The sequence below is a fragment of the Arthrobacter sp. 2MCAF14 genome, from assembly GCF_052115645.1.
Taxonomy (GTDB): domain Bacteria; phylum Actinomycetota; class Actinomycetes; order Actinomycetales; family Micrococcaceae; genus Arthrobacter.
The window spans coordinates 44687-69441 of sequence record NZ_JBFRHB010000012.1 but is presented as its reverse complement, the minus strand read 5'-3'; the positions used below and the strand labels follow the sequence as shown (position 1 = coordinate 69441).

The window sequence follows — 24755 nt, the reverse complement described above, 5'->3', positions numbered from 1 at the left end:
GACGTTCACGGCCTTCATGTGAGCCGCCGATTAGGCAAGGGAGTGACGCCGGGCGGCAGGGGAGGCAGTCCCGCGAACGTGCAGACCATGTCGCACCATGCCTCCAGGTGGGCCTGGACATCTGAAGACGCAGGTGTCCACGAGGCACGGAGTTCGATGTCGATGGTTTCCGGTCTATCGGCCAGAGTCCCGAAGCTCTCGGACAGGATGCGCGTGGCCGTTCCGCCCGCTGCGCGGTACTGGGCTGAATGGTTCTCAAGCGCGTCCACGAGCCATGTCCACGCAACGGAACCGAGCATGGCGTCGTTGCCCATGTCGGCTTCCAGCTGGGCCCGGATATAGGTGACGATCCGGAATTCCCCGTCCCATACAGCCGAGCCGTCGGGATCGTGGAGCAAGATGAACCTGCCTGTTGCAAGCTCGTCGTCTTCGTCTTCGTCATCGGCGGCGCCGGGGGATCCCGGGTTGTTCTCGCTGGAAAATGCCATGGCTGCAGGGCCATGGACCGGGGTCCGGCCGGGACGGGTCGACCGGCTGAAGACCTCTGCCCCTAAAGCCACCGCGTATGGCGCCAAGCGGGAGGGCGCCGGGATTTCCGCGAGCCGCAGCTCGCTCCGGCACTTTGCTTTTCGTAGCGTTCCCAACGCATGCAAAAAATCCGCGGGAACCTGTGCGAGTGCGTTCACCTTCGCAGATTATGTGTCCGGGGCGGCGAAACCTTGAAGCCACGCCGCCCCGTCCCGTGCCCTATGCGGACGCCAGTTCGCGCTTGATTGCGGCAACGAAGGAATCGATGTCCTCTTCGGTGGTGTCGAAGGAACACATCCAGCGCACCTCGCGGTTCGCTTCGTTCCAGTCGTAGAACTTGAACGAGGAGCGGAGGCGATCGGCGACGCCGGCGGGCAGGACCGCGAAGACGCCGTTGGACTCCGTGGCCTGTGTGGGCTCCACACCCTCGATCGAGTCGACTGCCGCACGCAACCGCGAGGCCATGGCATTTGCGTGTTCCGCAGAGCGAAGCCACAGCCCGGACTCCAGAAGCGCGATGAACTGGGCCGAAATGAAGCGCATCTTGGAGGCCAGTTGCATGTTCATCTTGCGCAGGAACTTCAGCCCGTGGGCGGCTTCCGGATTCAGGGCGACCACTACCTCGCCGAACAGCAGCCCGTTCTTGGTGCCGCCGAAGGACAAAATGTCCACGCCGGCGTCGCGGGTGAACGTCCGCAACGGCACGCCAAGGTGGGCGGCGGCATTGGCGAGCCGGGCGCCGTCCATGTGCAGTTTCATGCCCTTGGCGTGGATGTGGTCGGCGATCGCCCGGATTTCCTCCGGGGTATAGCACGTGCCGAGTTCCGTTGTCTGCGTGATGGAGACGGCCAAGGGTTGCGCGCGGTGCTCGTCGCCCCAGCCCCAGGCTTCGCGGTCGATCAATTCCGGAGTCAGCTTGCCGTCCGACGTCGGGACCTGGAGGAGCTTGATGCCGCCGATCCGCTCCGGCGCGCCGTTCTCGTCCATGTTGATGTGGGCGGTCGAGGCGCAGATGACGGCACCCCAGCGCGGCAGCAGCGACTGCAGGGACAACACATTCGCACCGGTGCCGTTGAAGACGGGGAAGCACTCGATGCCTGCGCCGAAGTGCTGCTCCATGACTTCGTGGAGCCGTTCCGTGTACTGGTCCTCCCCATAAGAGACCTGGTGGCCGCCGTTGGCTGCGGCAAGGGCCGCCAGGATTTCAGGGTGGACGCCGGAGTAGTTGTCCGAGGCGAAACCGCGGACGGAGGGGTCGTGGAGTCGTCCACTGGGTTCCGTATCGAGGGCAGCCGGGAATTCTTCTGTAGTGCTCGTCACTTGTTCATTCACGCTTTCAGTCTATTTGGCCAGGAGGTGGCGCTGTCCGTTCAGTTCCGCTGCCGGCTTGTCGAAGAGCCCGACGGCGGCCGCCGCCAAGTCCTCTACGTCCGTGTAGCCGGGGAATTTCCGCTCCGGGTGTTCCCGCCGCATCGCCGCGTCCAAGAGCGACTTGACCACGAAGACGACGGCCGCGCTGTGCTGCTCCGTGGGTTCGTCCTTATTGCCTGATTGATCACGGCGGAATCCGTCAGCCACGGCCAGGGTCCAGGTCTCCGCGGCAGCCTTGGCCGCCGCGTAGGTCGCGGCCCCGGCGGTAGGTGCGGCGACCGCCGTCGAACTCACCATGGCGAAACGACCCGTGGGGGAGGAGGCGAGATCCTTGTAGAAGACCCGGGAAACGTTTCTCAGGGTGGTGATGGCGCTTTGCTCAAGGGCGGCCCAGTCTTCATCCGGCTGGTCTTCGATTCCCTTGGCTCCGCGCCACCCGCCCACCAGGTGGATGACGCCGTCGACCCCTTCGGTGCTCCCGTGGATCTCCGAGGCGAGTTCGCGCACGGACTCCAGCCGGGAAAGATCGCATACCAGGGGAGTGACGTCGTCGCCCGCTTCGGCCGCTGCGGCCTTGATGCGGGCCTCGTTCGAGCCGATGGTGAAGACCCGGTGCCCGGCCAGCGCGAAGGCGCGGGCCACGGCGATGCCGGAAGAGTTGCTGCCACCTGTGACGACGACAGTCAGCGGTCCGCCGGTCATGAGGCTGCGGTCTGCCCGGTGATACCGGTGGTTGATTCGATGATCGGACGCATTTTCTTCTCCAGTGCTTCGTAGAACATGGACAGGGGGAATTCGTCGTCGAGGACCTGGTCGGTGAGGCCGCGGGGCGGCCCGTCGAGCGGCAGTGCCTCTGGGCCCTTCGCCCAGACCGAAGCCGGGTGCGGAGTGACCGTACCGGAAATGAGCTTATACGCTGCGAGCCAGTGGGCGGCCTTGGGGCGGTCGATGGAGCGCCAGTACAGTTCCTCGATCCGGGCACCGAGCTCGACGACGACGTCGGCGGCCTCGTCCCAGTCGATGCTGAGCTTGCTGTCGGTCCAGTGCAGGACGTGGTGCTGGTGCATCCAGGCGAAGAGGAGCTGGCCGCCCAGGCCGTCGTAGTTGCGGACCCGGTTGCCCGTGATCGCGAAGCGGAAGATGCGGTCGAAGATGACGGCGTACTGCACGAGCTTCGCGTGGCGCCGGGCGTCGGGGGAAGCGTCCTCGTCCTTCTCGATCCTGACGGATTCGCGGAATGCCGTCAGGTCGCAGCGGAGCTCTTCGAGCGAGTAGAGGAAGAACGGCATCCGCTGCTTGATCATGAACGGATCGAAGGGTAGGTCGCCGCGCATATGGGTGCGGTCATGGATCAGGTCCCACATGACGAAGGTCCGCTGCGTGAGTTCCTGGTCATCCAACAGCTCGTCGGCATCCGCGGGGAGCTCAAGGGAGGTTGTTGCGGCAGCCGCCTTGAGAACGCGACGGAAGCGGGCGGCCTCGCGGTCGGCGAAGATGGCGCCCCACGTGAAGGCAGGCGTTTCCCGCACTGCGACGGTCTCGGGAAAGAGCACGGCTGAATTGGTGTCGTACCCGGGGGTGAAGTCCAGGAAACGGATGGGAACGAAGAGCTTGTTGGAGTAGTCGCCGGCCTCCAATGCGCCGATGAACTCTGGCCAGATCACCTCGATCAGGACCGCTTCCACAAGACGGCTCGTGCTGCCGTTCTGGGTGTACATGGGGAAGACCACGAGATGCTGGAGCCCGTCCTCGCGGTGTTCCTGCGGTTGGAAGGCCAGCAGCGAGTCGAGGAAGTCCGGGACTCCGAAGCCGGCGTCGGCCCAGCGGCCGAAATCCGTGACCAGGAGTTCGAGATAGGCAGCGTCATGCGGGAACGCAGGAGCCAGGCTTGTGATGGCCTCCATGATGGTGGCCGTGTATGCCCGGGCAGCCTCATGGTGGAGGGAATCCTGGATGGAACCATCCTGGCTCTGGAACGCCTGAAGGGCGGTGGCTGCGGCTTTCAGGGAGATCCAGTCCCGGTTGTCCGAGGTGATGCGCGGACGGGTGGTGGTAACGGTGGTGGTCATCGTCGACGGTGCCTTTCCTCAAGAATCATTGTTCTGAGGCGAGCGTAGCAAGCGGCCAGAGTCGCTAATTCAAAAGTGGCCCGAGCATAAGAAACTCTTTCGCAAGTGGTTCCGACAGCCCCGGAAGATCCAGCCCGGGGAGGGCTGGCCCTGGGGGCTGCCGGTAGCTTGGCGTTTGCGTGGCGAGCCCGGGCTCGAATTATCGCCCCGGACTACTGCCCGGCAGGGGTCTCGACAAGCTTGAGCGAAACGGAGTTTATGCAATACCGCTGGTCAGTAGGTGTGCCGTAGCCCTCACCCTCGAAAACGTGTCCCAAGTGTGAATCGCAGTTGGCGCAGCGGACCTCCACCCGTTCCATTCCCAAAGTGTGGTCGTGGATGTACCGGACGGTGCCTTCCGCGAGCGGGGCCCAGAAGGACGGCCAGCCGCAATGGGAATCGAATTTCTCGTTGCTCGTGAAAAGCTCAGCGCCGCACGCCCGGCATTGGTACACGCCCGCTGTATGGGTGTCCCAATATTCACCTGTGTAGGGGCGTTCCGTTCCGGCCTGGCGGAGGACCCTGAACTCCTCGGGGGTGAGCTCCTCGCGCCACTCCGCGTCCGTTTTCTCCACGCATTGCCCGTCCTTCGCGACATCCTGGTGGGGAACCCCGGTCAAGGGGTCCGCGGCTTGGAAGTATTTCCTGTTGTCTGCAGTGCTCATGTTCTGTCAACGCTCACGAGTCGCCGATAAATCCCGAGCCCGCATAGAGATGCAGCACGGGCAGCCCCAATTGGTCCTGGGCCTTGTTCGCCCAGTCCGTATGGAACGTATCGGCTATCGCGTGAGGGCGGGTGACGACGACGGCCTGCGCGGCATTGAGTGCCTTGACCTTGGACACCAAGCCGGCCACGGCACCGCCGTCGACGATTTCACCAGTTACCCCGCCACCCAGCCCATCCAGGGCCCCGAGCGACGCCGACAAGGTCTCGGCAGCCTGGGCCCGCTCCGACTGGGGATCCGGCGCCTCCGCGAGCAGATCCCGGAATGCCTTGGCTATTTCAAGCAAGGAGAGATTCTCAAGGAAGTCCACCAACAAGTGCCGCTCTGTGTTCGAGGGCACCAACACCACCAGGGGCGAGTCACCGCCGTCGATCAGTTTGGCAATATTGACGCGGTCGTCCGGGCCGAGAGGCTCTTCGGTAAGGATGACGATTGGTTCACTCATGGCTACAGCGTAGACCTGAGCCGCGCCTTCAGGCATGGTTTCGTGCGGCAATTCTGTTCTCGCCGCGGCGTCGACTCCCGGGAAGAAACGCCACAGAGGGCGCTGTTCGGAACACCGCCCCGCAACCGGGAGAATGGTCACATGGCATCCATGACCCGAGCTGCGCCAACCGTTGAGAACGGCGCAAAAATGTCCGCCCGCGCCAAATGGACCGTTGTGGGGATCGTTGCAGGAAGCAGCATTGCCGGCTTGCTGGGCGCAGGGTCTTCGGCGCTCGCCGCCTATTTCGCCAGGCGCGTCATTACCCCCACGGCGCGCGAGGCCGACCAGGAGGTATTGGCGGTGGTGCGCCGTGACGACGGGCTCCAGGTCATCCTCGCGGCTACCCCGGACACCACCATCGACGGAGTGTTCAGCCTCTTCTTCGCGGGCGGGACAGGGGCCGCGCGGATCGGAAGGATCGTGTCCTATTCGCCCGCAGAGCGGACGGTGCAGCGCGAAGTCGAGGAAGTCTACAGCGGGGATCTGGCCACAGCCCGGCGCGGATGGTGGAGCGGTGCCGTCTACGACTCCCCGGCGGCGCTTGGCCTGGATTCGCAAGAAATACAGATCGACGTCGAGGGTGGCCAGGCGCCGGCCTGGCTGGTTCCGTCAGCCGCAGGGAAGCCCGCGAAGGTATGGGCCATCATGGTCCATGGCCGTGGTGCCACCCGACTCGAAGGCTTGCGCGCAGTGCGCGTCGCGCACGATCTCGGACTCGACAGCCTGCTGGTTTCCTATCGGAACGACGGACTGGCCCCCTCTGCCCCGGACGGGCGTTACGGCCTGGGCTCCACGGAATGGCACGACGTCGACGCCGCCATTGAGTACGCACTCGCCCACGGCGCCCACGAAGTGGTCTTGTTCGGATGGTCTATGGGCGGGGCGATCTGCCTGCAGACGGCCGATCTTTCGCGCAACAGGCACGTGATCAGGGCCATGGTCCTGGACGCGCCGGTGATCAACTGGGTCAATGTCCTGGCACACCACGCGCAGATCAACAGGATCCCCTACGCCGTGGGCCGTTACGGGCAGTTGATGTTGGGGCACCCGTTGGGCCGGCGCCTCACCGGCCTGGCCGCGCCCGTCGACTTGAAGGCAATGGACTGGGATGCCCGAGCCGTCGAACTGCGGACCCCGACGCTGGTGCTCCACAGCGTGGATGATGAGTACGTCCCCTACGAACCCTCGGCCAGCCTCGCCGAAAAGAATCCGGACATGGTCACCTTTGAGCCTTTCGAGGGCGCGCGCCACACGAAAGAGTGGAACGTGGATCCCCAGAAATGGGAACGGCTGGTCCGCTCATGGCTCGCTCCGCACCTCACGCCCCGTGGCGGGCCGGTGTCGGATTGAGAACGGGCCGGACGCTGCTTGAGAGTACCTGCGCTGGCCCCGGAGTTTCCTAAGGGTTGCCGATCGGGGCAGTCCGGGCGCCGGTCAGCCGGATAAGGTCTGCGGGATCCAGCTCAATGTCCAGGCCGCGGCGTCCACCGGAAACCAGGACCGTGCCGAAGGCCAACGCCGATTCGTCGAGCACAGTGGGCGATGGCTGGCGTTGGCCCAGCGGGGAAATCCCGCCCAGGACATAGCCGGTGCGTCGCTCGGCCATTTTGGGATCGGCCATGGTGGCCTTCTTGGATCCGAGAGCCGCTGCGATTGCCTTGAGGTCGAGGGTGCCACTCACCGGGACGATGCCCACCGCGAGCTTGCCTTCAATGTCCACCATCAAGGTCTTGAAGACCCTGCCGGGATCGATACCCAGGACCTCGGCAGCCTCAAGCCCGTAGCTCGCGGCCGAAGGATCATGCGCATAGGGGTGCAGCGTGAAAGGAACGCCGGCCGCAGCCAGTACGGCTGTGGCCGGCTTTCCCTGTGAAGCCTGTTTCTTGGCCATTCGCTGGGTATCCCGGATCAGGACAACAAGCGGTCCGCCGCAGCGACTTTGCGCTTGATCCGACCCAACATGGCCGTCATGCCGCGCATGCGCAGCGGCGTGATTGCCCGGGTGAGGCCCAACAGTTCCGGCATGTCATCCGGAACGGCGAGGATCTCCGCGGCGGTCAGCCCGTCTAGGCCTTCGTGCAAAACGCCCGCAAAGCCGCGCGTCGTGGGCGCTTCCGGCGGTGCCTTGAAGAACAAACGGTAAGCGACGCCGTCGGGCTTCTTTTCCTGCTCAATGGTCAGGAACAGCGGCGACTGGCACTCCACCACCTGCTCCAGGAGTTCAGGGTGGTCCAGCAGCCGTTCCGGCAAGGCCGGGAGCCCGCGCGAGAAATCAAGCAACAGCTGAAGGCGGTCGGGCTCGGTCAATGCCTGGAAGTCATCGACAATTTCCGCCAGTGCGGAGGGCAAAGTATTAGTACTCATCACTTCCAGCTTACGCAAGTCCGTGCCGGTCTGGTCCCCGTTGCTTCAAAATGGCCAGTCCAATATGGCAGGCCGATATGGCAAGGCACAGGGATTCCGGACTACTTTCCGGCGAGTGCGGGCACGGAACCCCGCTCAGCGCCCTTGACGATCGGGACGCGCACGGCATTGCCCCACTCCGTCCAGGAACCGTCGTAGTTGCGGACCGTTTCGAAACCAAGCAGGTACTTCAGTGCGAACCAGGTGTGGCTGGAACGTTCGCCGATGCGGCAGTAGGCCACGACGTCGTCGCCTTCCGTGAGGCCGGCTTCCCCGAGATAGAGGGCCTCAAGTTCGGTCCGGTTACGGTACGTGCCATCTTCGGCAGCCGCGCGTGCCCACGGGATGGAAGCTGCGGTGGGGATGTGGCCCCCGCGCAGGGCGCCCTCTTCGGGGTAAGCCGGCATGTGGGTGCGCTGGCCGGTGTATTCCTCGGGGGAGCGGACGTCGATCAGCGGCTTGCCGAAGTGCGCCAGCACGTCATCCTTGAAGGCACGGATCGGGGCGTCGTTGCGTTCGATCACGGGGTAGTCGCCCGGGGCGGGCTGGGGGACGTCGGTGGTGACTTCGCGGCCCTCGGCGATCCACTTGTCGCGGCCGCCGTCCAGGAGCCGGACGTCTTCGTGGCCGAAGAGCGTGAAAACCCAGAGGGCGTAAGCGGCCCACCAGTTGGATTTGTCGCCGTAGATCACCACGGTGGTGTCCCGCGAGATGCCCTTGGCGGCTGCCAGGGCTGCGAACGCTTCACCGTCGACGTAATCGCGGGTGACTTCATCGTTCAGGTCCGTGTGCCAGTCGATCTTGACTGCGCCCGGAATGTGGCCGGTCTCGTACAGGAGGACGTCTTCGTCGGATTCGACAACAACCAGCTTGCCGTCGCCGAGGGCGCCGCCCTCAAGGGCTGCGGCAAGCCACTCGGTGGACACCAGACGTTCGGGGTGGGCGTACGCGGCGAACTTCTCGTTCTGTTCAACGGGGTAGGACATTGGTATGGCCTTTCACTGACACTTTCACTGACACCGGGCGGCGCCGGGCGATAAGACGTGCCCGGGCATTAATCCCACAGTATCGAGGGCCGGGGACTAAAGCTCCTCCCCGTTCATATGGTGAAATATGGCCTTCATCACGTGTCCGCCCGGGGCGTGGCATTGCCGGTATTCTTGCTGGGGACTTACGACACGAAGAACGGACCGCATTGGTACAGATCGAACAGCTCGCCGCGCGCACGCCGGCGGTCTCAGCGGATGAGATTCTCAAGGGTTTCTACCCTTCGCCACGGTTCGGAGAGGTGTCCTTCAAGAGCTACCGGCCTGATCCGAACCAGCCCAGCCAAGCGGCAGCGGTCAAGTCCCTGGAAGCGTTTGGGGCGACAGTGGGGGCCGGCGACGGAGACGGCCTGTTCAAGCGCCTTTTCAGCAAGAAGGTCAACAGCAGGGCCGGGATCTACCTCGACGGCGGATTCGGCGTCGGAAAGACCCACCTGCTGGCTTCACTGTGGCACTCGGCTCCGGGACCGAAAGCCTTCGGGACGTTCGTGGAGTACACCAACCTGGTGGGCGCTCTGTCCTTCCGGAAGACCGTGGAGGCTTTGAGCAGCTACAAGCTTGTCTGCATCGACGAATTTGAGCTCGACGATCCGGGCGACACGGTGCTCATGTCCCGCCTCATGCGTGAATTGTCCGACGCCGGTGTGAAGCTTGCTGCCACGTCCAACACTCTGCCTGGTTCACTGGGGGACGGCCGCTTTGCGGCCGTCGACTTCCAGCGGGAGATTCAGGTCCTCGCGGACCAGTTCGATGTTGTCAGGATCGACGGGGAAGACTTCCGGCACCGCGGCTTGCCCGCAGCTCCGGCACCCTTGAAGACCGAAGACCTCAAGCGGCAGATGCACGCCGAGTTCGATGGCCAGACCGTGGCCGTGGACAACTTCCGCGGCCTGATCGACCACCTGGCCGGTGTCCACCCCAGCCGGTATCGCAAGCTGATCGCAGGAATCGATGCGGTTGTCTGGCGTGACGTCGAAACCATTACAGAGCAGGCAGTCGCCCTTCGCTTCGTGGTGCTGGCCGACCGTTTGTACGACAAGGACGTCCCGATCCTCGCCAGCGGCGTGCCCTTCGACAAGCTCTTCACGGAGGAAATGATGACCGGCGGGTACATGAAGAAGTACTTCCGCGCCGTGTCCCGTCTGACCGCCTTGGCGCGTGAGGGCCAGAACCACGAGCCTTCTTAAGAGATTCGGGCAGGCCCTTTCGTGTCGCGTTCCGCGCCACGTAGGGACCCCGCTGCCCCACTCTAGGCAGGCCCTTTCGTGTCGACTCCGTCGCCACGTAGGGACCCCGCTGCCCCACTCTAGGCAGGCCCACTCTAGGGCAGGCCCTGCTCTACTTTTCGGGTTCCCTATCTTTCAGGACCCAACGCACCAGGATTCCGGCGGCAAGCGCCCAGAACGCGGCGCCGATCCCTGCGAAGCTGAGGCCCGAGGCGGCGATCAGGAACGTCACGGAGGCTCCGATGCGTTCTTCGGCAATAGCCAGGGCCGAAGCGATGGCAGAGGCCAGGGTGCCCAGCAGCGCCAAGCCCGCGACGGCTTCCAGGAGCCCTGGCGGTGCCGCCGCCACGACGGTCACCAGCGCGGCGGAGAAGGCTGCCAGCACGAGGTAGGCCAGGCCTGACGTGAAGGCTGCGATCCAGCGCCGGCCCCTGTCTTCACCTGCTTCCTCTCCTGCAGCCAGCGCAGCGCTCAGCGCGGCGAGGTTGATCGCATGTCCGCCAAAGGGAGCCCCCAGCGCAGTCCCTGCCCCTGTCACCAGCATCGACTGGCGCCACGGGACGGTGTAGCCGAAAGACTTCAGCACTGCCACCCCCGGAATGTTCTGGGATGCCATGGTGACAATGAACAAGGGCAAGGCGATGCCGGCCACCGTGCTGAGCGTGAAAGCGGGAGTGGTCCAATGCAATTCAGGCAACAGCCGGTTCGTGGGGATGCTTACGCCGTTGACGACGATGTAGATTCCGATAACCGCGAGAGCCACCAACAGCGCGGCAGGTACCGACCAGCGGGGCGCCAGCTTCATCATGACCAGCCAGCAGAGGATCACAGGAGCCACCAATAGGGGAGCGGTGCCCAAGGCTTTGAACGGGGCGAGGCAGAGGGACAGGAGCACTCCGGCCAGCATCGCCTGGGCGAGGGCCGTGGGAATCTTCGCCATCAGCTTTCCAAGGGCCGGGATGAGCCCCGTCAGGGCGATCAGCACACCAGCGATGAGGAAGGAGCCGACGGCGGCCGGCCACCCGCCGTCGGGCACCCCGGTTCCTGCGAGCAGTGCCGCACCGGGCGTAGACCATGCAAGCGTGACAGGCAAGCGCGACCGCCAGGAAAGCCAGAGGACGCCGAGCCCGAAGGTGAGGGTGAGGGCCAGGAGCCCGCTGGCGGCCTGTTCCTGGGTGGCCCCGACCGCCCGGAGGCCTGCGAGTACCACCGCGAAGGATGAGGTGAAGCCGACCAGCGCGGTCACAATTCCGGCCACAAGCGGACGGGAGAGCTGCCGGGAAGCGGTGGCTGGACGTGACTGTCCGGTGTGGAGAGATGACGCTGGCATAGTCCATCACGTTACCGGAGCCGTGGCCCGCCTGCCGAGGCGACCGCGGTTAAACGCCAAGGGCACCGGCGGCGCCTCGCGGCGGGACCGGTGCCCCGTTGACGTAACTGTATTCGGGAGCTCTGGCCGGTTGGACCGGCTACGGAGCCTCATTGGCGGAGGGAGCTGTCCAGACCGTAGCCCTTACAGCAAACCGTCGAGGTTGCCCACGAACTCGGAAGCGGCTCTCTGAACCGCATCTAGTCGTCGATAAAATCGGCGGCCTATTCGATGCCGTCCTTGATGGCTTCTTCCTTGCCACCAACGAGGTCCTGAACTTTGCCCTTCAGATCGTCAAATAATCCCACGGGCACCTCCCTTCAATCACGGAGCCAGTTCGCTCCTCCGTTTTCGATCCTAACCCGAGACCTTGGAGGTGCCAAGGAAAAATTTGACTGGGATGTCAAACGAATTTTCGAGGGGGTCACAGCTGCTTGTCGGGAGAAAGCTCATGGTGGCGCGGACTGTCCGGATTCATGAGCGAATGCTTGCGGCCGTAGCCGAAGTAGATGACCAGTCCGATGACCAGCCACACGACAAAGCGAAGCCAGGTTTCCCAATGCAACTGGGTCATGAGGAAGGCCGATGCCAGCATGCCGAACGCGGGAACCAGCGGCATGAATGGCAGCCGGAAGGTACGCGGCGCGTCCGGCTTCTTGTACCGGAAGATGATGACCGAGAGGCAGACGACGACGAACGCGGCCAGGATGCCGATGTTGGTCAAGTCCGCAACGGCCTTGATGGGGAACACGCCCGCCAGGAAAGCTGACGTAATGCCGGCAATCCAGGTGACGCGCTGCGGGGTGCCATGGCGGTCCGTCTTGGCAAACCAGCCCGGGAGCAGACCGTCGCGGCTCATGGAGAACCAGACTCGGGTAACGCCGAGCAGGAAGGTCAACATCACGGTGAGGATCGACAGCACGGCGAACACCGAGATGATGGTGGCGATGACGGGCAGGCCCACACTGCTGAAGGCGGAGGCGAAACCGGCCGTCGGGTTGATGTCCTTGTAGTTCTGCATGCCGGTGAGCACCAGGGTCGCCGCAACGTAGAGGAGCATCGCGATGACAAGGGAGAGCACGATTGCCTTGGGCATGTGCTTCTTGCCGTCCTTGGCTTCTTCGGCCGCGGTGCTCATGGCGTCGTAGCCGAACACCGCGAAGAACACGGTGGCCGAACCGGCCACCACCGGGCCGAAGCCGCTGGGCATGAACGGATTGTAGTTGTTCGTGTTGATGTAGAAGATGCCCAGGCCGATGATGAACAGGATCAGGACCACCTTGATGGCCACCGCCACGAGTTCGAAGCGGCCGAAGGCTTTGGTTCCACGCGACAGGATCCAGGTGACCAGCAGGCAGACCAGGATGGCCGGCAGGTTGATGATGCCGCCATGTCCTTCGTCCGCCGTTGAGGTCATCCACGCCGGCATGTGGACGCCGATCCCGGAAAGGAACGCGTCGAAGTAGCCGGAAATGCCGATCGCGACGACGGCGACGATTGCGATGTACTCCAGTAGGAGGTCCCAGCCGATGAACCAGCCGATGACCTCGCCAAGGGCAACGTAGCCATAGGTATAGGCGGATCCGGCGCGGGGGATCATGCCGGCGAATTCGGCGTAGGAAAGTGCCGCGGCCGCTGAGGCAAGGCCCGCGACCAGGAACGAGATCAGCACTGCGGGGCCGACACCCGGGGTGTCCGCGCTTCCATGCGCCACGAGCCCGGCCAGGGAGAAGATCCCGACGCCGATGATGCCGCCGACGCCGATGGCTGTCAGTTGCCAGAGGCCCAGGCTTTTGAAGAGCCCGCTGTGCTTGCTTTCCTCCTCGATGTCGTCAATGGGTTTCTTCCTCATGATCGAACGAACAACTGTTTGTTGATTCACCGTGCTCCTGCGTGTGGGCGTGGACGAATTGGGACTGAAGAAAGTATGCGATACGAATCACATTGGATAAAGTGATTTTTGCTGAGTGGTATTGATCGGTTTTGCTGATCTTTCGAGTAGGTGGCACGGGTGATGGGCGTCTGCGGGCACAAAAAAAGCAGCTCCGGCGGAGCTGCTTGGGCGGTGTCACTGCTTTTGACCAGCGGCGCTGGCCAGATGTCGAGGAAATGGAGCGGACGACGAGATTCGAACTCGCGACATCCACCTTGGCAAGGTGGTGCTCTACCAGCTGAGCTACGTCCGCACATGACGATCATCCGGCGGGGCCGGACTTTCATCAACAAGCAAGTTGCCTTGCCTTGGTGGGCGATACTGGGATCGAACCAGTGACCTCTTCCGTGTCAGGGAAGCGCGCTACCGCTGCGCCAATCGCCCGGATCGGCATAAGCCGGCCGGCCCGTTGCCGGGACCTTAAAATACTAGAGCGGACGACGAGATTCGAACTCGCGACATCCACCTTGGCAAGGTGGTGCTCTACCAGCTGAGCTACGTCCGCACATGACGATCATCCGGCGAGGCCGGACTTTCATCAACAAGCAAGTTGCCTTGCCTTGGTGGGCGATACTGGGATCGAACCAGTGACCTCTTCCGTGTCAGGGAAGCGCGCTACCGCTGCGCCAATCGCCCAAATGCAATCCGGCCTGGACCGGAAACCAAGGTTTTCACCGAGGTGGGTACGGGATTCGAACCCGTGTATACGGCTTTGCAGGCCGCTGCCTCGCCTCTCGGCCAACCCACCGTGTAAGCACTATTCCTGGGGTTCCAAGAAATCAATGCCGTGACAGTGTCCTGCGAGCGGACGACGAGATTCGAACTCGCGACATCCACCTTGGCAAGGTGGTGCTCTACCAGCTGAGCTACGTCCGCATAGTCTTCTTCGGCGGCCTGCCCGCAGGGGGCATTCCGTCGCTTTCCGACGAGTAAAAACTCTATAGGAGGTTCCGGGAAACTCCAAATCGATCTGTCCGAATCGTAGGCAATGGGCTTAAGTTCCTTGAATTGGCGCGGATTTTGCGAGTTACACCAGTGTGATTCGTAGGCCTTTTCCTGGTTGTTGCCTAGTCGGTCGAGCCGATACTTTCCGGATTTTTGAATTCCGGCCGGGGTCGGCTAGTCTTCTTGTGCACGGGCGATTGGCGCAGTGGTAGCGCGCTTCGTTCACACCGAAGAGGTCACTGGTTCGAACCCAGTATCGCCCACCAAGAAGAGGTCCTGTGCGAAACATTGTTCATGTTTCGCACAGGACCTCTTGTCGTTGGCGACGAGTTCCTGCTTTACGCCCATCGGGGCCTGGTCATGCGCGAGGCTCTGCCCTGACCACCCGGTTCCTTCCGAGTGACTTGGCTTGGTAAAGGGCGGTGTCGGCGGCGGCGATCATCGCCGTGAGGTCGACTGCGCCGAACTGGGTTGAGGTGACTCCGTAACTCACCGTCGGAAGGTGGATGTGGTCGAGGTTTTTGCTTGCCGCCAAAGAGCGATTGATGTCGCCCGCGATGCTTTCGGCCCGCTCCTGGCTGGCTCCCGGCAAGAGCAAGATGAATTCTTCGCCCCCGTATCGTCCGACCAGGTCGGTGGATCGTACGGACTCGGAGCACGCAGCAGCGAATGCCTGAAGGGCGGCGTCACCGGCGGCATGACCAAACTCGTCGTTGATCGCTTTGAAATGGTCCAGGTCGGCCAGGATCAAGGAGGCGACGGAGCTCGTGGCGTGCAGTCGCTCGAGTTCCTTGGTAGCCAGGTCCATGAACGTGCCACGGTTGAGGAGCCCCGTCAGGTTGTCGCGGGCAGCACGTTCGCTGAGCCGGTTGATCAACTGATCGTTGCTGAGGGCTGTCATGCTGAAAGAGACGGCAACCAGGAGTATCAGCGTGACCAGGCTGGCCATGGATGGGCCGAAATACATGCGGAAGTTCGGTCCGCTTGGACCTTCGACGAGGTACACGGACAGGCGGCAGAAATAGTATGCGGCCAGGAACCCCGCGGCCAAGGCCATCGACTTGTGCACGTGGGAGTAGCTGGAATCCAGCAGCCATAGATCGCGGCACGCCAAGGCGATGCCCAGCGTCATGAATCCCAGGTAGACCAGGCCCCCGGACCAGGTGTTGAAACCGGGGCTTTCCAAAACGGAGGCGAGGGCCGTGACGCCACAGGCTGCCGCAAATTGCCACCTTGGCGGCGGCAACATCCTGAGGGACCGGGCACCGGTCCACACACTGAATGCTCCTCCCACCAGGAGGACGTTTCCCGAGGGGTTCGCCCAGATTTGATACGGCGTCCCGTTGAGCAGGAAAGCCAGGTTCCCTGCGAGGAAGAACAGGAGGGCGATGCACCACCACCCGTTGTAGGACGACCGTGTGCGCCTGAACGATGCGTAGAACAAGAGGAGCAGCGTAAGAGCGACCACGCCAAGGGCGACGCGCAGTGTTGTTATATCGAGGACCAAGATTCGCTCCCGTAGCCGAGGACGTGACCAATTATGGCACCGGGAGTCGGAGAACCCCGTGCGCCATGCGTGAGGGGCACATTAATTACCGGGCGAGGTCCCGTCGGCAGCCACCAGAGCTCCGCATCTTCTTGTCAGCGGTGTGTGAAAGAGTTTTCCCATGACAGATCCACTGCTTGCCCATGCCACCGAATACGGCCGGATGTATGCCCGGTCCACGTCCGAGACCTTCTCGGTCCCTTCCATCACCACGGTGATCGGCCAGCAGGCCCACTCCCTGGACGGCTGGTTCGGCTACATGGGTGCCAGCAGCCTGGCGAAAGACCCTGAGCTCCCGCAGCATCTTTCCAGTCCTGCCAAGATGAGGCAGGCCGTCAACAAGGCAGCAAAGGCTGCGGAGGTGTACCGGGACGATGCCGCACGCCGTGGTGACCGCGTGCATAACTACTGCGAGCAAGTGGCCCTCCGCGCCCTCGGACGCCCGCACCGCGTGAAGGAAACGCGCGACGAGCTCGCTTCAAACGGCGAGGAAGCCTTCGCGGCCCGTTTCGATGAGTGGTGGGAGCTGTACCGGGTGGAGCCCATTGCGCCGGAGATCACCGTGTGGAACGCCAGCGTTGGCTATGCCGGAACCCTGGACCTCGTCGCCAAAATCAACGGCAGGGTCTGCCTGATCGACTACAAGACCAAAGGCACCACCCGCGATGGAACAGTGAAACCTCTCGACGACAAGGTGGTGATGCAACTGGTTGCGGGCATGAAGGCCGAAGAAAGCCTTGTGGATCCAGTGGCAGGTGAGTGGGAGCCGTGGAAATACGGTGAAAACCCTGTCCTGCTCGCGGTGGCTATCGGCGAGACCGAGGTGCGTCCCCAGCGCGCCAACCCGGACGTCCTCAAGCACCACTGGTGGAAGTTCTGCGCCTTGAAACGGGTGTGGGAGATGTCTGCCGATGTGGCCGCGGCCGGAACGGCGCTGCTCCCTGTAGCTCCGCCGTCGTACTCTGCCGCCGCGGCGCCCGCGGCCTCAACTAAACTGGCCTAGGCCCCTTTTGCGGGGACCCAAGCTTCGCCGATCGTGAGGAAAGACAGCACATGGCCATTTTGAGTATCCGTATCATCGGCGACCCCGTGCTCCGCACGGTTGCTGATCCAGTGACGGAATTCGGGCCAGAGCTCGCCAAACTCGTGTCGGACATGACCGAGACCATGGAAGACGTGGACGGTGCCGGGCTCGCCGCGCCGCAGATCGGCGTCAGCCAGCGGGTCTTCACTTACCGGATCGGGGGTGTGGAAGGTCACATCATCAACCCCGTGCTCGAGAGCAGCGATGACTTCCAGCCTGACGAGGTAGAAGGCTGCCTCTCCATTCCCGGACTCGCGTTCCCGGTTCGCCGCCGCAAGACCACCCGCGCCACCGGCGTGGACCTGAACGGCAACCCCGTGTCCGTTGAGGCGGAGGGCATGCTCGCCCGCTGCTTCCAGCACGAGACCGACCACTTGGACGGGATCCTGTTCACGGACCGCCTGGAGGGTGAGGACCGGAAAACCGCCCTCCGTGCAATCCGCGCAGCGAACTACCACTCCGTGACTGAACGGACCACCGCCAAGAGGGCCAACACTGTGGGCTCGAGCTTCGGCAGCTTCGGAGCCGCCGAATGAGGGTGCTTTTCGCCGGCACCCCGGCTGTCGCAGTCCCTTCCCTTGACGCGCTGATCGAGGCCGGTTTTGAGATCGTGGCGGTGCTTACCAGGCCGGACGCCCCTACCGGCCGCAAACGGATCCTGACGCCGTCGCCCGTGGCAGCACGTGCAGCTGAACTCGGCATCGACATCATCCACGCCTCCAAGGTGGACGCCGGGACCACCGAGCGGATCGCTTCGTACGAGCCGGACGTCGCAGCGATCGTCGCCTACGGGGGCCTCGTCCCCAAAGCCGCGCTCGGAGTACCGCGCCACGGCTGGATCAACCTCCACTTCTCCCTCCTCCCTGCCTGGCGCGGCGCCGCACCGATCCAACGTTCAGTCATGGCCGGTGACGACATCACCGGAGCCGCTACCTTCCTCCTCGAGGAGGGACTCGACACCGGACCTGTCTTCGGGACTTTGACGGAAACCGTACGTCCTGAAGACACGGCCGGCGACTTGCTGGAGCGGCTCTCGCGCAGCGGCGCGATCCTGCTCGCCCAGACAGTCTCCGCCGTCGAGTCCGGCAAAGCGGCCCCCGTGCCCCAGCAAGGCGACGTCTCTCTCGCTCCCAAACTGACGCTCGACGATGGCCGGCTCGAGTGGACGCAACCGGCCCTCGCCATTAACCGCAGGTCCCGTGGGGTCACGCCCGAGCCGGGAGCGTGGACCATGCTCGACGGGCAGCGCGTCAAGCTGGAACCCTTAGGTTTGCGCCCGGACATCCGGGACCTTGCACCCGGCCAGGTCCGGGTTGACGGCAAGAACGTCCTGGTCGGGACCGGATCACATGCAGTGCAGCTCAGGGGGATCCAGCCTGCGGGCAAGAAGATGATGCCGTCGGCCGATTGGGCCCGTGGTTTGGCAACACCAGAAAGCGTGGAATTCGAATGAATGAGTCCGGCCGGCGCGGCCCCAACAACAGTGGGAACAGGGACGGCGGGGGCCACGGCAACCGCGGTCCCCGCGGCGAAAGCAACCGCGACGCCCAAGGCCGCGAACGCAACAGGGGCCCGCAACGCGGTTTCTCCACCAACGCACCGTCCCAGCGGACCCGGCGCGCGGATCCGGCACGATTGGTGGCGTTCGAAGTCTTACGCGCAGTAGCTTCGGAAGACGCGTACGCAAACCTCGTGCTGCCCTCACGGATCCGCCACCACCACCTCGACAAGCGCGACGCCGGATTCGCCACCGAGCTGAGCTACGGGGCGCTGCGCGGCCAGGGGATGTACGACGCCGTCCTGGCCGAGTGTGTCGACCGGCCCCTCGCCCAACTGGATCCGGCAGTCCTGGATGCGTTGCGACTTGGTGCCCACCAATTGCTCGCGATGCGCGTTCCTGCCCACGCCGCACTCGACCAGACTGTCGGGCTGGCCCGCGCGGTCATCGGAGCAGGCCCGTCGTCGCTCATCAACGCGGTGCTCCGAAAAGTCACCGCAAGGACGCTTCCGGAGTGGCTCGACCACCTGCTGGAAAACGAGACCGACGAGACCAGGATCGCTTCCGTACGCCACGCGCACCCGGAATGGATTGTCAGGGCTCTGCGCCAATCGCTCGTCATGCATGGCCGTCCCGCCAGCGAAATCAACGAGCTGCTCGAAGCCGACAACGCGGCCCCTGTGGTGAACCTGGTGGCGTTGCCCGGCATCGGCAACCTTGATGAAGCCCTGGAAAGCGGGGCCACTCCCGGCGAACTCGTCATCGACTCGGCGCTGTCCAGCGGCGGCGACCTCGGGCGCATGTCCTCCATCCGCGAAGGCACCACACGCGTCCAGGACGTCGGATCCCAGCTGGTAGCCCGCGCCGTCGCGGCCGTGGACCTCGGACGGGGCGCCAAAGACGGCGAGAAGTGGCTGGACCTTTGCGCCGGCCCCGGTGGCAAGGCCGCGCTGCTGGCCGCCCTCGCCCGCCAGGAAGGTGCGAGCCTCTTGGCCAATGAACCCGCAGAACACCGGGCGAAGCTGGTCAGCCAAGCCCTTTCGGCGGTTCCGGCGGGCGCCTGGAGCGTGCGGGTAGGCGATGGCCGCGACGTCGGCAAGGAACAACCGGAAACCTTCGACCGGGTTCTGGTTGACGTTCCCTGCAGCGGCCTTGGCGCGCTGCGCCGCCGCCCCGAATCACGGTGGCGCCGGACGCCCAAGGACCTTGCCGATCTCGGTCCGTTGCAGCGTGAATTGCTCAACTCGGCCATCGACGCCGTCAAACCGGGCGGAGTGGTGGCGTACGTGACGTGCTCCCCGCACCCGGCCGAAACCACCGCCGTCGTCAGCGATGTCCTGCGCAAGCGGGATGACCTGGAGCAGATCGACGCCGGTGCGGCCTTGGACTCGGTCAGCCTGACCGGCAACCTCGGCGCCGGGCACGAGTTGACAGCACAATTGTGGCCGCACGTGCATCAAACCGATGCGATGTTCCTGGCGCTTATCCGGAAGAAGCCGTAACCTTCGGCGCCATTCCCCGGCTGAAAGTCCCGGGTGCCTAAGCTGGAGAATTGCCAACACCACCAGACCGCCACCAACACTGAGGGAACTGCCTTGACTGAGTGCTGTATCAACCCGAGCATCCTGTCCGCGGACTTCGTGAACCTGGAAGCCGAGCTGAAGAGAATCAGCAACGCCGACGCCGTCCACGTCGATGTCATGGACAACCACTTTGTCCCGAACCTGACGCTCGGCCTGCCGGTCGTGGAGCGGATCCAGGCTGTGAGCCCGGTCCCGCTGGACGCCCACCTGATGATCGCCGACGCCGACCGATGGGCGCCGGCCTACGCCGACGCCGGCGTGGCTTCCGTGACCTTCCATGCGGAAGCAGCCATGGCTCCCATCAAGCTCGCCCGTGAGCTCCGTGCCCGCGGTGCGAAGGCAGGAATGGCCCTTCGTCCGGCCACGCCGGTGGAACCGTACCTGGACATGCTCAGCGAACTGGACATGCTCCTTATCATGACCGTGGAGCCTGGCTTCGGCGGGCAGTCCTTCCTGGATGTTACGCTGCCGAAGATCCGGCGGGCGCGGGCGGCGATCGAGGGTTCAGGTATCGGCGTCGCAATCCAGGTCGATGGCGGCGTCACGGAGGAGACCATTGTCCGGGCAGCCGAAGCCGGCGCAAATGTGTTCGTTGCCGGATCCGCCGTCTACGGCCATGCGGACCCCGCTGCGGCTATTGAGCGGCTGCGCGCCGCCGGCCTCGCGGCCATGTGACCGGCCTCGCGGCAATGTGACAACAATGACGCAATTGCCTGCATATTGGTCAGGGAATACATCGGCCATTGCTCCAGTTGTGTCAGAATAGCAACACACATACGTGCTCCGGGGTCGGTGTAATTCCGAACCGGCGGTTATAGTCCGCGACCCGCGAGCCATCGGGATTCCTTCACGGGAATCACGACGGCGGACGGTTGAACTGGTGGAATTCCAGTACCGACAGTTAAAGTCTGGATGGGAGAAGCACGTACAGTCATGCCTTGGGCGTTCCGTGCGCCCGGCATCGCGCTGTCGTACACCCCCGGAGCCATCGCGGCATTCGAGGGAAGGAACGACATGGACTTTCTGCGATGGCTCTTCGAAGCACAGATTCCCGTAGGTGGATCTGTCCTTGTTCTTCGCGAAGTGCTAGGCAATATTTTCGGGCTCGCCAGCGCCCTGGGCGGCATGTGCCGCAAAGTCTGGGCATGGCCCATCGGGATCGCAGGCAACCTGCTCCTGTTGACGGTCTTTCTTGGCAACGTTTTCGGTGCCGCCTCGCCGGCAACCCTGTGGGGCCAGGCCGGACGCCAGATCATGTTCATCAGCGTCGCCGCCTACGGCTGGTACCGCTGGCGGCAGGGCCTCCAAGCAGGCACCCACGGCCGCGCCATCGTGCCCGGCTGGGCAAGCCCCAAAGTGCGGATCGGAATGGTGGCCGCCATGATTGCGGGAACCGCCGCCCTGACTCCCGTCTTCGATTCCATGGGTTCCTACCCTCCTGTATGGGCAGACGCCTGGACCTTCATGGGTTCACTCCTGGCGACGTATGGCATGGCACGCGGCTGGACCGAATTCTGGCTGATCTGGGTTGCCGTGGACATTGTCGGAGTTCCGCTGCTATTCAGCGCGGGCTATTTTGCCAGCGCTTTCATGTACCTCTTTTACGGGTTCTTCACACTTGCCGGATTCTTTGTCTGGTGGCGCGCAGACCGACGTGAAAGCCGCCCGCTCAGGCCAACGCCCGAGCCGGAAACCGCAGGAGCACTCACATGAGCAACGCGTCGAAACTGGACTTCCCGGAAGCTGAATTCGCGGCCATGGAGGCCGCACTGCACGTGGCCCTCCGGGGACACCGTGGCGCCAATCCCTTGGTGGGAGCGGTTGTCCTCGGGCCGGACGGAGAGCAACTCGTCACGGGCTACCACCGCGGCGCCGGCACGCCCCACGCCGAGGCGGATGCGATCGCGAAAGCGCAGGCAAAAGGCCTCGACCTCGCCGGAACAACCATGGTGGTGACCTTGGAGCCCTGCAACCACATAGGCCGCACGGGACCCTGCACCCAGGCGATCATTGACGCTGGCATCTCACGTGTGGTTTACGCCGTCGACGACCCCCACGATCCAGCCGCAGGAGGTGCGGGCAGGCTGCGCGCTGCCGGCGTGGACGTGCGGTCCGGGCTGGCTGACGCCGAGGCCTGGAAACTGAACCGCGAGTGGTTCAATGCGGTGGAGGCGAGGCGCCCGTTCGTTACGCTTCACATTGCGCAGACCCTCGACAGCAGGATCGCGGCTACCGACGGGACCAGCCAATGGATCTCCAGTCCGGAATCGCTCGCCGACAACCACGGACTGCGCCGCCTGATCGACGCCATTCTGGTGGGCACCGAAACCGTCCTGGTGGACAACCCGCGGCTGACGGCGCGGGAGCCGGATGGCGAAGTATCGCAAAGCCAGCCACTTCGGGCCGTCATGGGGCTGCGGGATGTCCCTTCGGATGCCGCTGTCCGGGGGAGCGACGGCAAGTTCATCCACCTGCCAACCCGCGATCCTGCCGAAGCTTTGGAGTTGCTGTTCGCCGAAGGCGTCCGGCACGTCATGGTGGAAGGCGGCTCCCGCATCCTGAGCGCCTTCCTCGCCGCCGGTCTTGTGGATGAATTGATCGTCTATCTTGCGCCCACCCTGTTGGGCTCCGGTACACCTGCCCTGACGGATCTCGGCATCTCCACCCTCGCCGACGCCCAGCGCTGGAACTGGGACGACGCCGGTGGCGGTGCGGTCCATGCACTGGGTCGCGACCTCAGGCTGCATTTGAGGTCCGGCCCATCGGACGGAAACAAACCGGCCTGGACGAAGTCCCATACCGAACACCACGAACCATTTCCGGGCAAGGACGCCTCGGACACCACCACAGGAGGACACTGATGTTTACCGGAATCGTCGCTGAACAAGGCACGGTCCTGTCCGTCGAGCACGACGGCGAGGCCAGTGCGACGCTGCGCCTCATGGCCCCCAGCACCACTGAAGGCCTTGGCTTGGGCGGCTCCATCGCCGTCAACGGCGTGTGCCTCACCGCAACGGACATCGACGGCCGGGAGTTCAGCGTCGACGTCATGGGCGAAACCCTCGTCCGGACCACCATCGGCGAACTGACGGCGGGTGACACTGTGAACCTCGAGCGTTGTGTCCAGGCGGGCGGCCGCTTGGACGGCCACGTTGTCCAGGGCCACGTCGACGGCGTCGGGCAGCTTCTGGAGCGCGAGTCGCTGGGCAACTGGGACCGCCTCCGCTTCGCCTTGCCGGCCCCGCTGGCACGCTACATCGCCGAAAAAGGGTCGATCGCCGTCGACGGCGTTTCACTCACCGTCACGGCCGTCAGCCCGGCCGAAGAAGAGAACCCCTGGTTTGAAGTGGGACTCATTCCCACCACGCTGGACGAAACCGGGCTCGGGGCCAAGGCCACAGGCGGGCGCGTCAACCTCGAGGTGGACGTCCTCGCGAAATATACCGAGCGCCTGCTCTCCTTCCGTTCGCCGGTAACTGCCGCTGGGGCTGCCCAGTGAGCGCCGCACACAACGGCAGCACCACAGTGGTGCGCCAGGGGCTGGACCCCGTTGAAAAGGCAGTGCAGGCCATGGCAGCCGGCCGTCCCGTCATTGTTGTGGACAATGAAGACCGCGAAAACGAAGGCGACATCATCTTCGCCGCCGAACACGCGACGCCTGCCCTCATGGGCTGGACCATCCGTTACAGCTCGGGAGTCATTTGCGTTCCCCTTGAAGGCGCGCGGGCTGATGCCCTGGCGCTGCCGCCCATGGTCCTGGTCAATGAAGACGCCAAGGGCACTGCCTACACGGTGTCCTGCGATGCCGCTTTGGGCGTCAGCACCGGTATTTCCGCCACGGACAGGGCCCTGACGGCCCGGATTCTGGCCGATTCGGGCAGCACGCCGTCCTCGATTACCCGGCCCGGGCATATTTTTCCGCTCCGGGCCGTTAATGGGGGAGTGCGTGAACGTCCGGGACACACGGAAGCGGCAGTTGATCTCTGCAGGCTTGCGGGGCTCGCCCCGGTGGGCGTGATCGCCGAGTTGGTACATGACGATGGTGAAATGATGCGCCTGGACAGCCTCCGGGAGTTCGCTGCCGAGCACGGATGTCCTCTGATTTCGATCGAGGATCTCGTGGCTTATGTTGTAGCGTCGGAGGCTGAGGACCAGGTTGCAATTCCGGCAGGAAACGAGGAGCAGCGATGACCACAGCGACAACGCACGACGGCGGCTCGGCCGCGCGCGCAGTGCATCCCGTGAGCGGCGGCCCGATTGTCCAGCTACCCACCGCCTTCGGTGAGTTCGTGGCACAGGCGTGGACCGACCTTGCAACCGGGGCGGAGCACCTGGCGGTGAGTTCCCCGAAGGTGCCGCTCGCAGGCAAGGCCCCGTTGGTGCGCCTTCACTCGGAGTGCCTCACGGGCGACGTTTTCGGTTCGTACCGCTGCGATTGCGGCGAACAGCTGGCCTACGCCCTCGAGCTGATCCGCGAAGAGGGCGGGACCCTGCTCTACCTACGCGGACAGGAAGGCCGCGGCATCGGCCTGGCCAACAAGATCAAGGCCTACGCGCTGCAAGAGGCCGGATTCGACACGGTCGAGGCCAATGAGCAGCTCGGGCTGCCGGTGGACGCCCGTTGCTACAAAGCCGCTGCCCAGATCCTTGCCGAGATGGGCCTTCACGAAATCCGGCTCCTGAGCAACAACCCGGACAAGCAGAACAGGCTTGCCGCGGCCGGCGTGAAGGTTATCGAGATGGTGCCCACCGAGGTTCCGTCCCGTGAAGAAAACCTTCGGTACCTTCAGACCAAGAAGGACCGCATGGACCACCGCCTGACCCTCGGTGACACTGAGCCGGCCGGTACCCATGCAGCTGCCGGCACTTTTGATCTCGAACAAGACTGAACTGCACTCACAAG

24 protein-coding genes, 7 tRNA genes and 1 riboswitch are annotated in these 24755 nt (G+C 64.0%); of the genes, 13 read left to right on the top strand and 18 right to left on the bottom strand.

Annotated elements, in window-relative coordinates; genetic code table 11:
- Positions 1 to 14 precede the first annotated feature (14 nt).
- From AB4074_RS10550 to AB4074_RS10525, 6 genes are all read right to left on the bottom strand, one after another.
- Complete coding sequence (locus AB4074_RS10550) at positions 15 to 686, bottom strand: DUF3000 domain-containing protein (protein WP_441413335.1); 672 nt, start codon at positions 684 to 686, stop codon at positions 15 to 17.
- 61 nt (positions 687 to 747) lie between these two features.
- A complete protein-coding gene (locus AB4074_RS10545; RefSeq protein ID WP_441413334.1) occupies positions 748 to 1860 on the bottom strand; it encodes a threonine aldolase family protein in 1113 nt (370 codons plus the stop codon).
- A gap of 9 nt (positions 1861 to 1869) precedes the next feature.
- Positions 1870 to 2601 carry an SDR family oxidoreductase gene (locus tag AB4074_RS10540; protein ID WP_441413333.1) on the bottom strand — a complete coding sequence of 244 codons (732 nt, stop codon included), beginning with the start codon at positions 2599 to 2601 and terminating at the stop codon, positions 1870 to 1872.
- The gene (locus AB4074_RS10535) at positions 2598 to 3968 is read right to left on the bottom strand and encodes a DUF6421 family protein (protein WP_441413332.1); all 1371 of its coding nucleotides are present in this window, start codon (positions 3966 to 3968) and stop codon (positions 2598 to 2600) included. Before AB4074_RS10535 ends, AB4074_RS10540 begins: the two co-directional genes overlap by 4 nt.
- Before the next feature lie 212 nt (positions 3969 to 4180).
- The gene (gene msrB / locus AB4074_RS10530) at positions 4181 to 4672 is read right to left on the bottom strand and encodes a peptide-methionine (R)-S-oxide reductase MsrB (RefSeq protein ID WP_441413331.1); all 492 of its coding nucleotides are present in this window, start codon (positions 4670 to 4672) and stop codon (positions 4181 to 4183) included.
- 13 nt (positions 4673 to 4685) lie between these two features.
- Positions 4686 to 5177 carry a hypothetical protein gene (locus tag AB4074_RS10525; RefSeq protein WP_441413330.1) on the bottom strand — a complete coding sequence of 164 codons (492 nt, stop codon included), beginning with the start codon at positions 5175 to 5177 and terminating at the stop codon, positions 4686 to 4688.
- 150 nt (positions 5178 to 5327) lie between these two features.
- Here AB4074_RS10525 and AB4074_RS10520 point away from each other — a divergent pair, with 150 nt between their 5' ends.
- The gene (locus AB4074_RS10520; RefSeq protein WP_441413378.1) at positions 5328 to 6569 is read left to right on the top strand and encodes an alpha/beta hydrolase family protein; all 1242 of its coding nucleotides are present in this window, start codon (positions 5328 to 5330) and stop codon (positions 6567 to 6569) included.
- A 49-nt stretch (positions 6570 to 6618) separates the two neighbouring features.
- Here AB4074_RS10520 and ybaK read toward each other — a convergent pair whose 3' ends face one another.
- The 3 genes from ybaK to AB4074_RS10505 form a co-directional block, all read right to left on the bottom strand.
- Positions 6619 to 7110: a Cys-tRNA(Pro) deacylase gene (gene ybaK, locus AB4074_RS10515; protein WP_441413329.1), complete on the bottom strand. Its 492-nt coding sequence runs from the start codon at positions 7108 to 7110 to the stop codon at positions 6619 to 6621.
- A gap of 17 nt (positions 7111 to 7127) precedes the next feature.
- The gene (locus AB4074_RS10510; protein WP_345446647.1) at positions 7128 to 7583 is read right to left on the bottom strand and encodes a SufE family protein; all 456 of its coding nucleotides are present in this window, start codon (positions 7581 to 7583) and stop codon (positions 7128 to 7130) included.
- A gap of 101 nt (positions 7584 to 7684) precedes the next feature.
- Positions 7685 to 8608: a sulfurtransferase gene (locus AB4074_RS10505; RefSeq protein ID WP_437773271.1), complete on the bottom strand. Its 924-nt coding sequence runs from the start codon at positions 8606 to 8608 to the stop codon at positions 7685 to 7687.
- A gap of 209 nt (positions 8609 to 8817) precedes the next feature.
- On the opposite strand from AB4074_RS10505, the gene zapE reads away from it, so the two are divergent.
- Entirely contained in the window at positions 8818 to 9855 is a 1038-nt protein-coding gene (zapE, locus tag AB4074_RS10500) for a cell division protein ZapE (RefSeq protein ID WP_441413328.1), read from the top strand.
- Between the two features lie 151 nt (positions 9856 to 10006).
- On the opposite strand, the gene AB4074_RS10495 is transcribed toward zapE, so the two are convergent.
- The 8 genes from AB4074_RS10495 to AB4074_RS10460 form a co-directional block, all read right to left on the bottom strand.
- Positions 10007 to 11224: a benzoate/H(+) symporter BenE family transporter gene (locus AB4074_RS10495; protein ID WP_441413327.1), complete on the bottom strand. Its 1218-nt coding sequence runs from the start codon at positions 11222 to 11224 to the stop codon at positions 10007 to 10009.
- A gap of 463 nt (positions 11225 to 11687) precedes the next feature.
- Positions 11688 to 13115 (bottom strand): amino acid permease, encoded by a 1428-nt coding sequence (locus AB4074_RS10490; RefSeq protein WP_441413326.1) that lies wholly within the window; start codon positions 13113 to 13115, stop codon positions 11688 to 11690.
- Positions 13116 to 13373: 258 nt separating this feature from the next.
- A tRNA-Gly gene (locus AB4074_RS10485) sits at positions 13374 to 13449 on the bottom strand.
- Between the two features lie 56 nt (positions 13450 to 13505).
- Positions 13506 to 13580 (bottom strand) — tRNA-Val (locus tag AB4074_RS10480).
- A gap of 48 nt (positions 13581 to 13628) precedes the next feature.
- Positions 13629 to 13701 (bottom strand) — tRNA-Gly (locus AB4074_RS10475).
- 56 nt (positions 13702 to 13757) lie between these two features.
- Positions 13758 to 13832, bottom strand: a tRNA-Val gene (locus tag AB4074_RS10470).
- 41 nt (positions 13833 to 13873) lie between these two features.
- Positions 13874 to 13944: transfer RNA gene (locus AB4074_RS10465), tRNA-Cys, on the bottom strand.
- A 55-nt stretch (positions 13945 to 13999) separates the two neighbouring features.
- Positions 14000 to 14072: transfer RNA gene (locus tag AB4074_RS10460), tRNA-Gly, on the bottom strand.
- 260 nt (positions 14073 to 14332) lie between these two features.
- Here AB4074_RS10460 and AB4074_RS10455 point away from each other — a divergent pair.
- Positions 14333 to 14407: transfer RNA gene (locus tag AB4074_RS10455), tRNA-Val, on the top strand.
- Positions 14408 to 14499: 92 nt separating this feature from the next.
- Here AB4074_RS10455 and AB4074_RS10450 read toward each other — a convergent pair.
- The gene (locus AB4074_RS10450) at positions 14500 to 15648 is read right to left on the bottom strand and encodes a GGDEF domain-containing protein (RefSeq protein ID WP_441413325.1); all 1149 of its coding nucleotides are present in this window, start codon (positions 15646 to 15648) and stop codon (positions 14500 to 14502) included.
- Between the two features lie 160 nt (positions 15649 to 15808).
- Here AB4074_RS10450 and AB4074_RS10445 point away from each other — a divergent pair, with 160 nt between their 5' ends.
- From AB4074_RS10445 to ribA, 10 genes are all read left to right on the top strand, one after another.
- Entirely contained in the window at positions 15809 to 16690 is an 882-nt protein-coding gene (locus AB4074_RS10445) for a cytochrome (RefSeq protein ID WP_441413324.1), read from the top strand.
- A gap of 50 nt (positions 16691 to 16740) precedes the next feature.
- A complete protein-coding gene (gene def / locus AB4074_RS10440; protein ID WP_441413323.1) occupies positions 16741 to 17307 on the top strand; it encodes a peptide deformylase in 567 nt (188 codons plus the stop codon).
- On the top strand, positions 17304 to 18224 hold the full coding sequence (fmt, locus tag AB4074_RS10435; protein WP_441413322.1) for a methionyl-tRNA formyltransferase: 921 nt from the start codon (positions 17304 to 17306) through the stop codon (positions 18222 to 18224). The genes def and fmt overlap by 4 nt, the downstream gene beginning before the upstream one ends.
- Positions 18221 to 19771 carry an RsmB/NOP family class I SAM-dependent RNA methyltransferase gene (locus AB4074_RS10430; RefSeq protein ID WP_441413321.1) on the top strand — a complete coding sequence of 517 codons (1551 nt, stop codon included), beginning with the start codon at positions 18221 to 18223 and terminating at the stop codon, positions 19769 to 19771. Before fmt ends, AB4074_RS10430 begins: the two co-directional genes overlap by 4 nt.
- Positions 19772 to 19864: 93 nt before the next feature.
- Positions 19865 to 20527 carry a ribulose-phosphate 3-epimerase gene (gene rpe, locus AB4074_RS10425; RefSeq protein ID WP_345446601.1) on the top strand — a complete coding sequence of 221 codons (663 nt, stop codon included), beginning with the start codon at positions 19865 to 19867 and terminating at the stop codon, positions 20525 to 20527.
- A 99-nt stretch (positions 20528 to 20626) separates the two neighbouring features.
- Positions 20627 to 20781, top strand: a riboswitch (FMN riboswitch).
- An 85-nt stretch (positions 20782 to 20866) separates the two neighbouring features.
- Positions 20867 to 21565 carry a nicotinamide riboside transporter PnuC gene (gene pnuC / locus AB4074_RS10420; protein ID WP_441413377.1) on the top strand — a complete coding sequence of 233 codons (699 nt, stop codon included), beginning with the start codon at positions 20867 to 20869 and terminating at the stop codon, positions 21563 to 21565.
- Complete coding sequence (ribD, locus tag AB4074_RS10415; protein ID WP_441413320.1) at positions 21562 to 22713, top strand: bifunctional diaminohydroxyphosphoribosylaminopyrimidine deaminase/5-amino-6-(5-phosphoribosylamino)uracil reductase RibD; 1152 nt, start codon at positions 21562 to 21564, stop codon at positions 22711 to 22713. The genes pnuC and ribD overlap by 4 nt, the downstream gene beginning before the upstream one ends.
- Positions 22713 to 23351, top strand: coding sequence for a riboflavin synthase (locus AB4074_RS10410; RefSeq protein ID WP_441413319.1), 639 nt, complete (start codon positions 22713 to 22715; stop codon positions 23349 to 23351). Before ribD ends, AB4074_RS10410 begins: the two co-directional genes overlap by 1 nt.
- Before the next feature lie 71 nt (positions 23352 to 23422).
- On the top strand, positions 23423 to 24043 hold the full coding sequence (ribB, locus tag AB4074_RS10405) for a 3,4-dihydroxy-2-butanone-4-phosphate synthase (RefSeq protein ID WP_441413376.1): 621 nt from the start codon (positions 23423 to 23425) through the stop codon (positions 24041 to 24043).
- Positions 24040 to 24741 (top strand): GTP cyclohydrolase II, encoded by a 702-nt coding sequence (ribA, locus tag AB4074_RS10400; RefSeq protein ID WP_441413318.1) that lies wholly within the window; start codon positions 24040 to 24042, stop codon positions 24739 to 24741. Before ribB ends, ribA begins: the two co-directional genes overlap by 4 nt.
- Positions 24742 to 24755: the final 14 nt, after the last annotated feature.

What these genes read in the sequence shown, in the direction of transcription:
- ybaK (WP_441413329.1), bottom strand. Translation starts at nt 7,110, where the DNA reads ATGGCCAAGAAACAGGCTTCACAGGGAAAGCCGGCCACAGCCGTACTG.
- pnuC (WP_441413377.1), top strand. Translation starts at nt 20,867, where the DNA reads ATGGACTTTCTGCGATGGCTCTTCGAAGCACAGATTCCCGTAGGTGGA.
- AB4074_RS10520 (WP_441413378.1), top strand. Translation starts at nt 5,328, where the DNA reads ATGACCCGAGCTGCGCCAACCGTTGAGAACGGCGCAAAAATGTCCGCC.
- AB4074_RS10505 (WP_437773271.1), bottom strand. Translation starts at nt 8,608, where the DNA reads ATGTCCTACCCCGTTGAACAGAACGAGAAGTTCGCCGCGTACGCCCAC.
- AB4074_RS10430 (WP_441413321.1), top strand. Translation starts at nt 18,221, where the DNA reads ATGAATGAGTCCGGCCGGCGCGGCCCCAACAACAGTGGGAACAGGGAC.
- AB4074_RS10445 (WP_441413324.1), top strand. Translation starts at nt 15,809, where the DNA reads ATGACAGATCCACTGCTTGCCCATGCCACCGAATACGGCCGGATGTAT.
- AB4074_RS10535 (WP_441413332.1), bottom strand. Translation starts at nt 3,968, where the DNA reads ATGACCACCACCGTTACCACCACCCGTCCGCGCATCACCTCGGACAAC.
- AB4074_RS10525 (WP_441413330.1), bottom strand. Translation starts at nt 5,177, where the DNA reads ATGAGTGAACCAATCGTCATCCTTACCGAAGAGCCTCTCGGCCCGGAC.
- AB4074_RS10495 (WP_441413327.1), bottom strand. Translation starts at nt 11,224, where the DNA reads ATGCCAGCGTCATCTCTCCACACCGGACAGTCACGTCCAGCCACCGCT.
- def (WP_441413323.1), top strand. Translation starts at nt 16,741, where the DNA reads ATGGCCATTTTGAGTATCCGTATCATCGGCGACCCCGTGCTCCGCACG.
- ribB (WP_441413376.1), top strand. Translation starts at nt 23,423, where the DNA reads ATGGCAGCCGGCCGTCCCGTCATTGTTGTGGACAATGAAGACCGCGAA.
- fmt (WP_441413322.1), top strand. Translation starts at nt 17,304, where the DNA reads ATGAGGGTGCTTTTCGCCGGCACCCCGGCTGTCGCAGTCCCTTCCCTT.
- AB4074_RS10490 (WP_441413326.1), bottom strand. Translation starts at nt 13,115, where the DNA reads ATGAGGAAGAAACCCATTGACGACATCGAGGAGGAAAGCAAGCACAGC.
- AB4074_RS10410 (WP_441413319.1), top strand. Translation starts at nt 22,713, where the DNA reads ATGTTTACCGGAATCGTCGCTGAACAAGGCACGGTCCTGTCCGTCGAG.
- ribA (WP_441413318.1), top strand. Translation starts at nt 24,040, where the DNA reads ATGACCACAGCGACAACGCACGACGGCGGCTCGGCCGCGCGCGCAGTG.
- msrB (WP_441413331.1), bottom strand. Translation starts at nt 4,672, where the DNA reads ATGAGCACTGCAGACAACAGGAAATACTTCCAAGCCGCGGACCCCTTG.
- ribD (WP_441413320.1), top strand. Translation starts at nt 21,562, where the DNA reads ATGAGCAACGCGTCGAAACTGGACTTCCCGGAAGCTGAATTCGCGGCC.
- AB4074_RS10540 (WP_441413333.1), bottom strand. Translation starts at nt 2,601, where the DNA reads ATGACCGGCGGACCGCTGACTGTCGTCGTCACAGGTGGCAGCAACTCT.
- AB4074_RS10510 (WP_345446647.1), bottom strand. Translation starts at nt 7,583, where the DNA reads ATGAGTACTAATACTTTGCCCTCCGCACTGGCGGAAATTGTCGATGAC.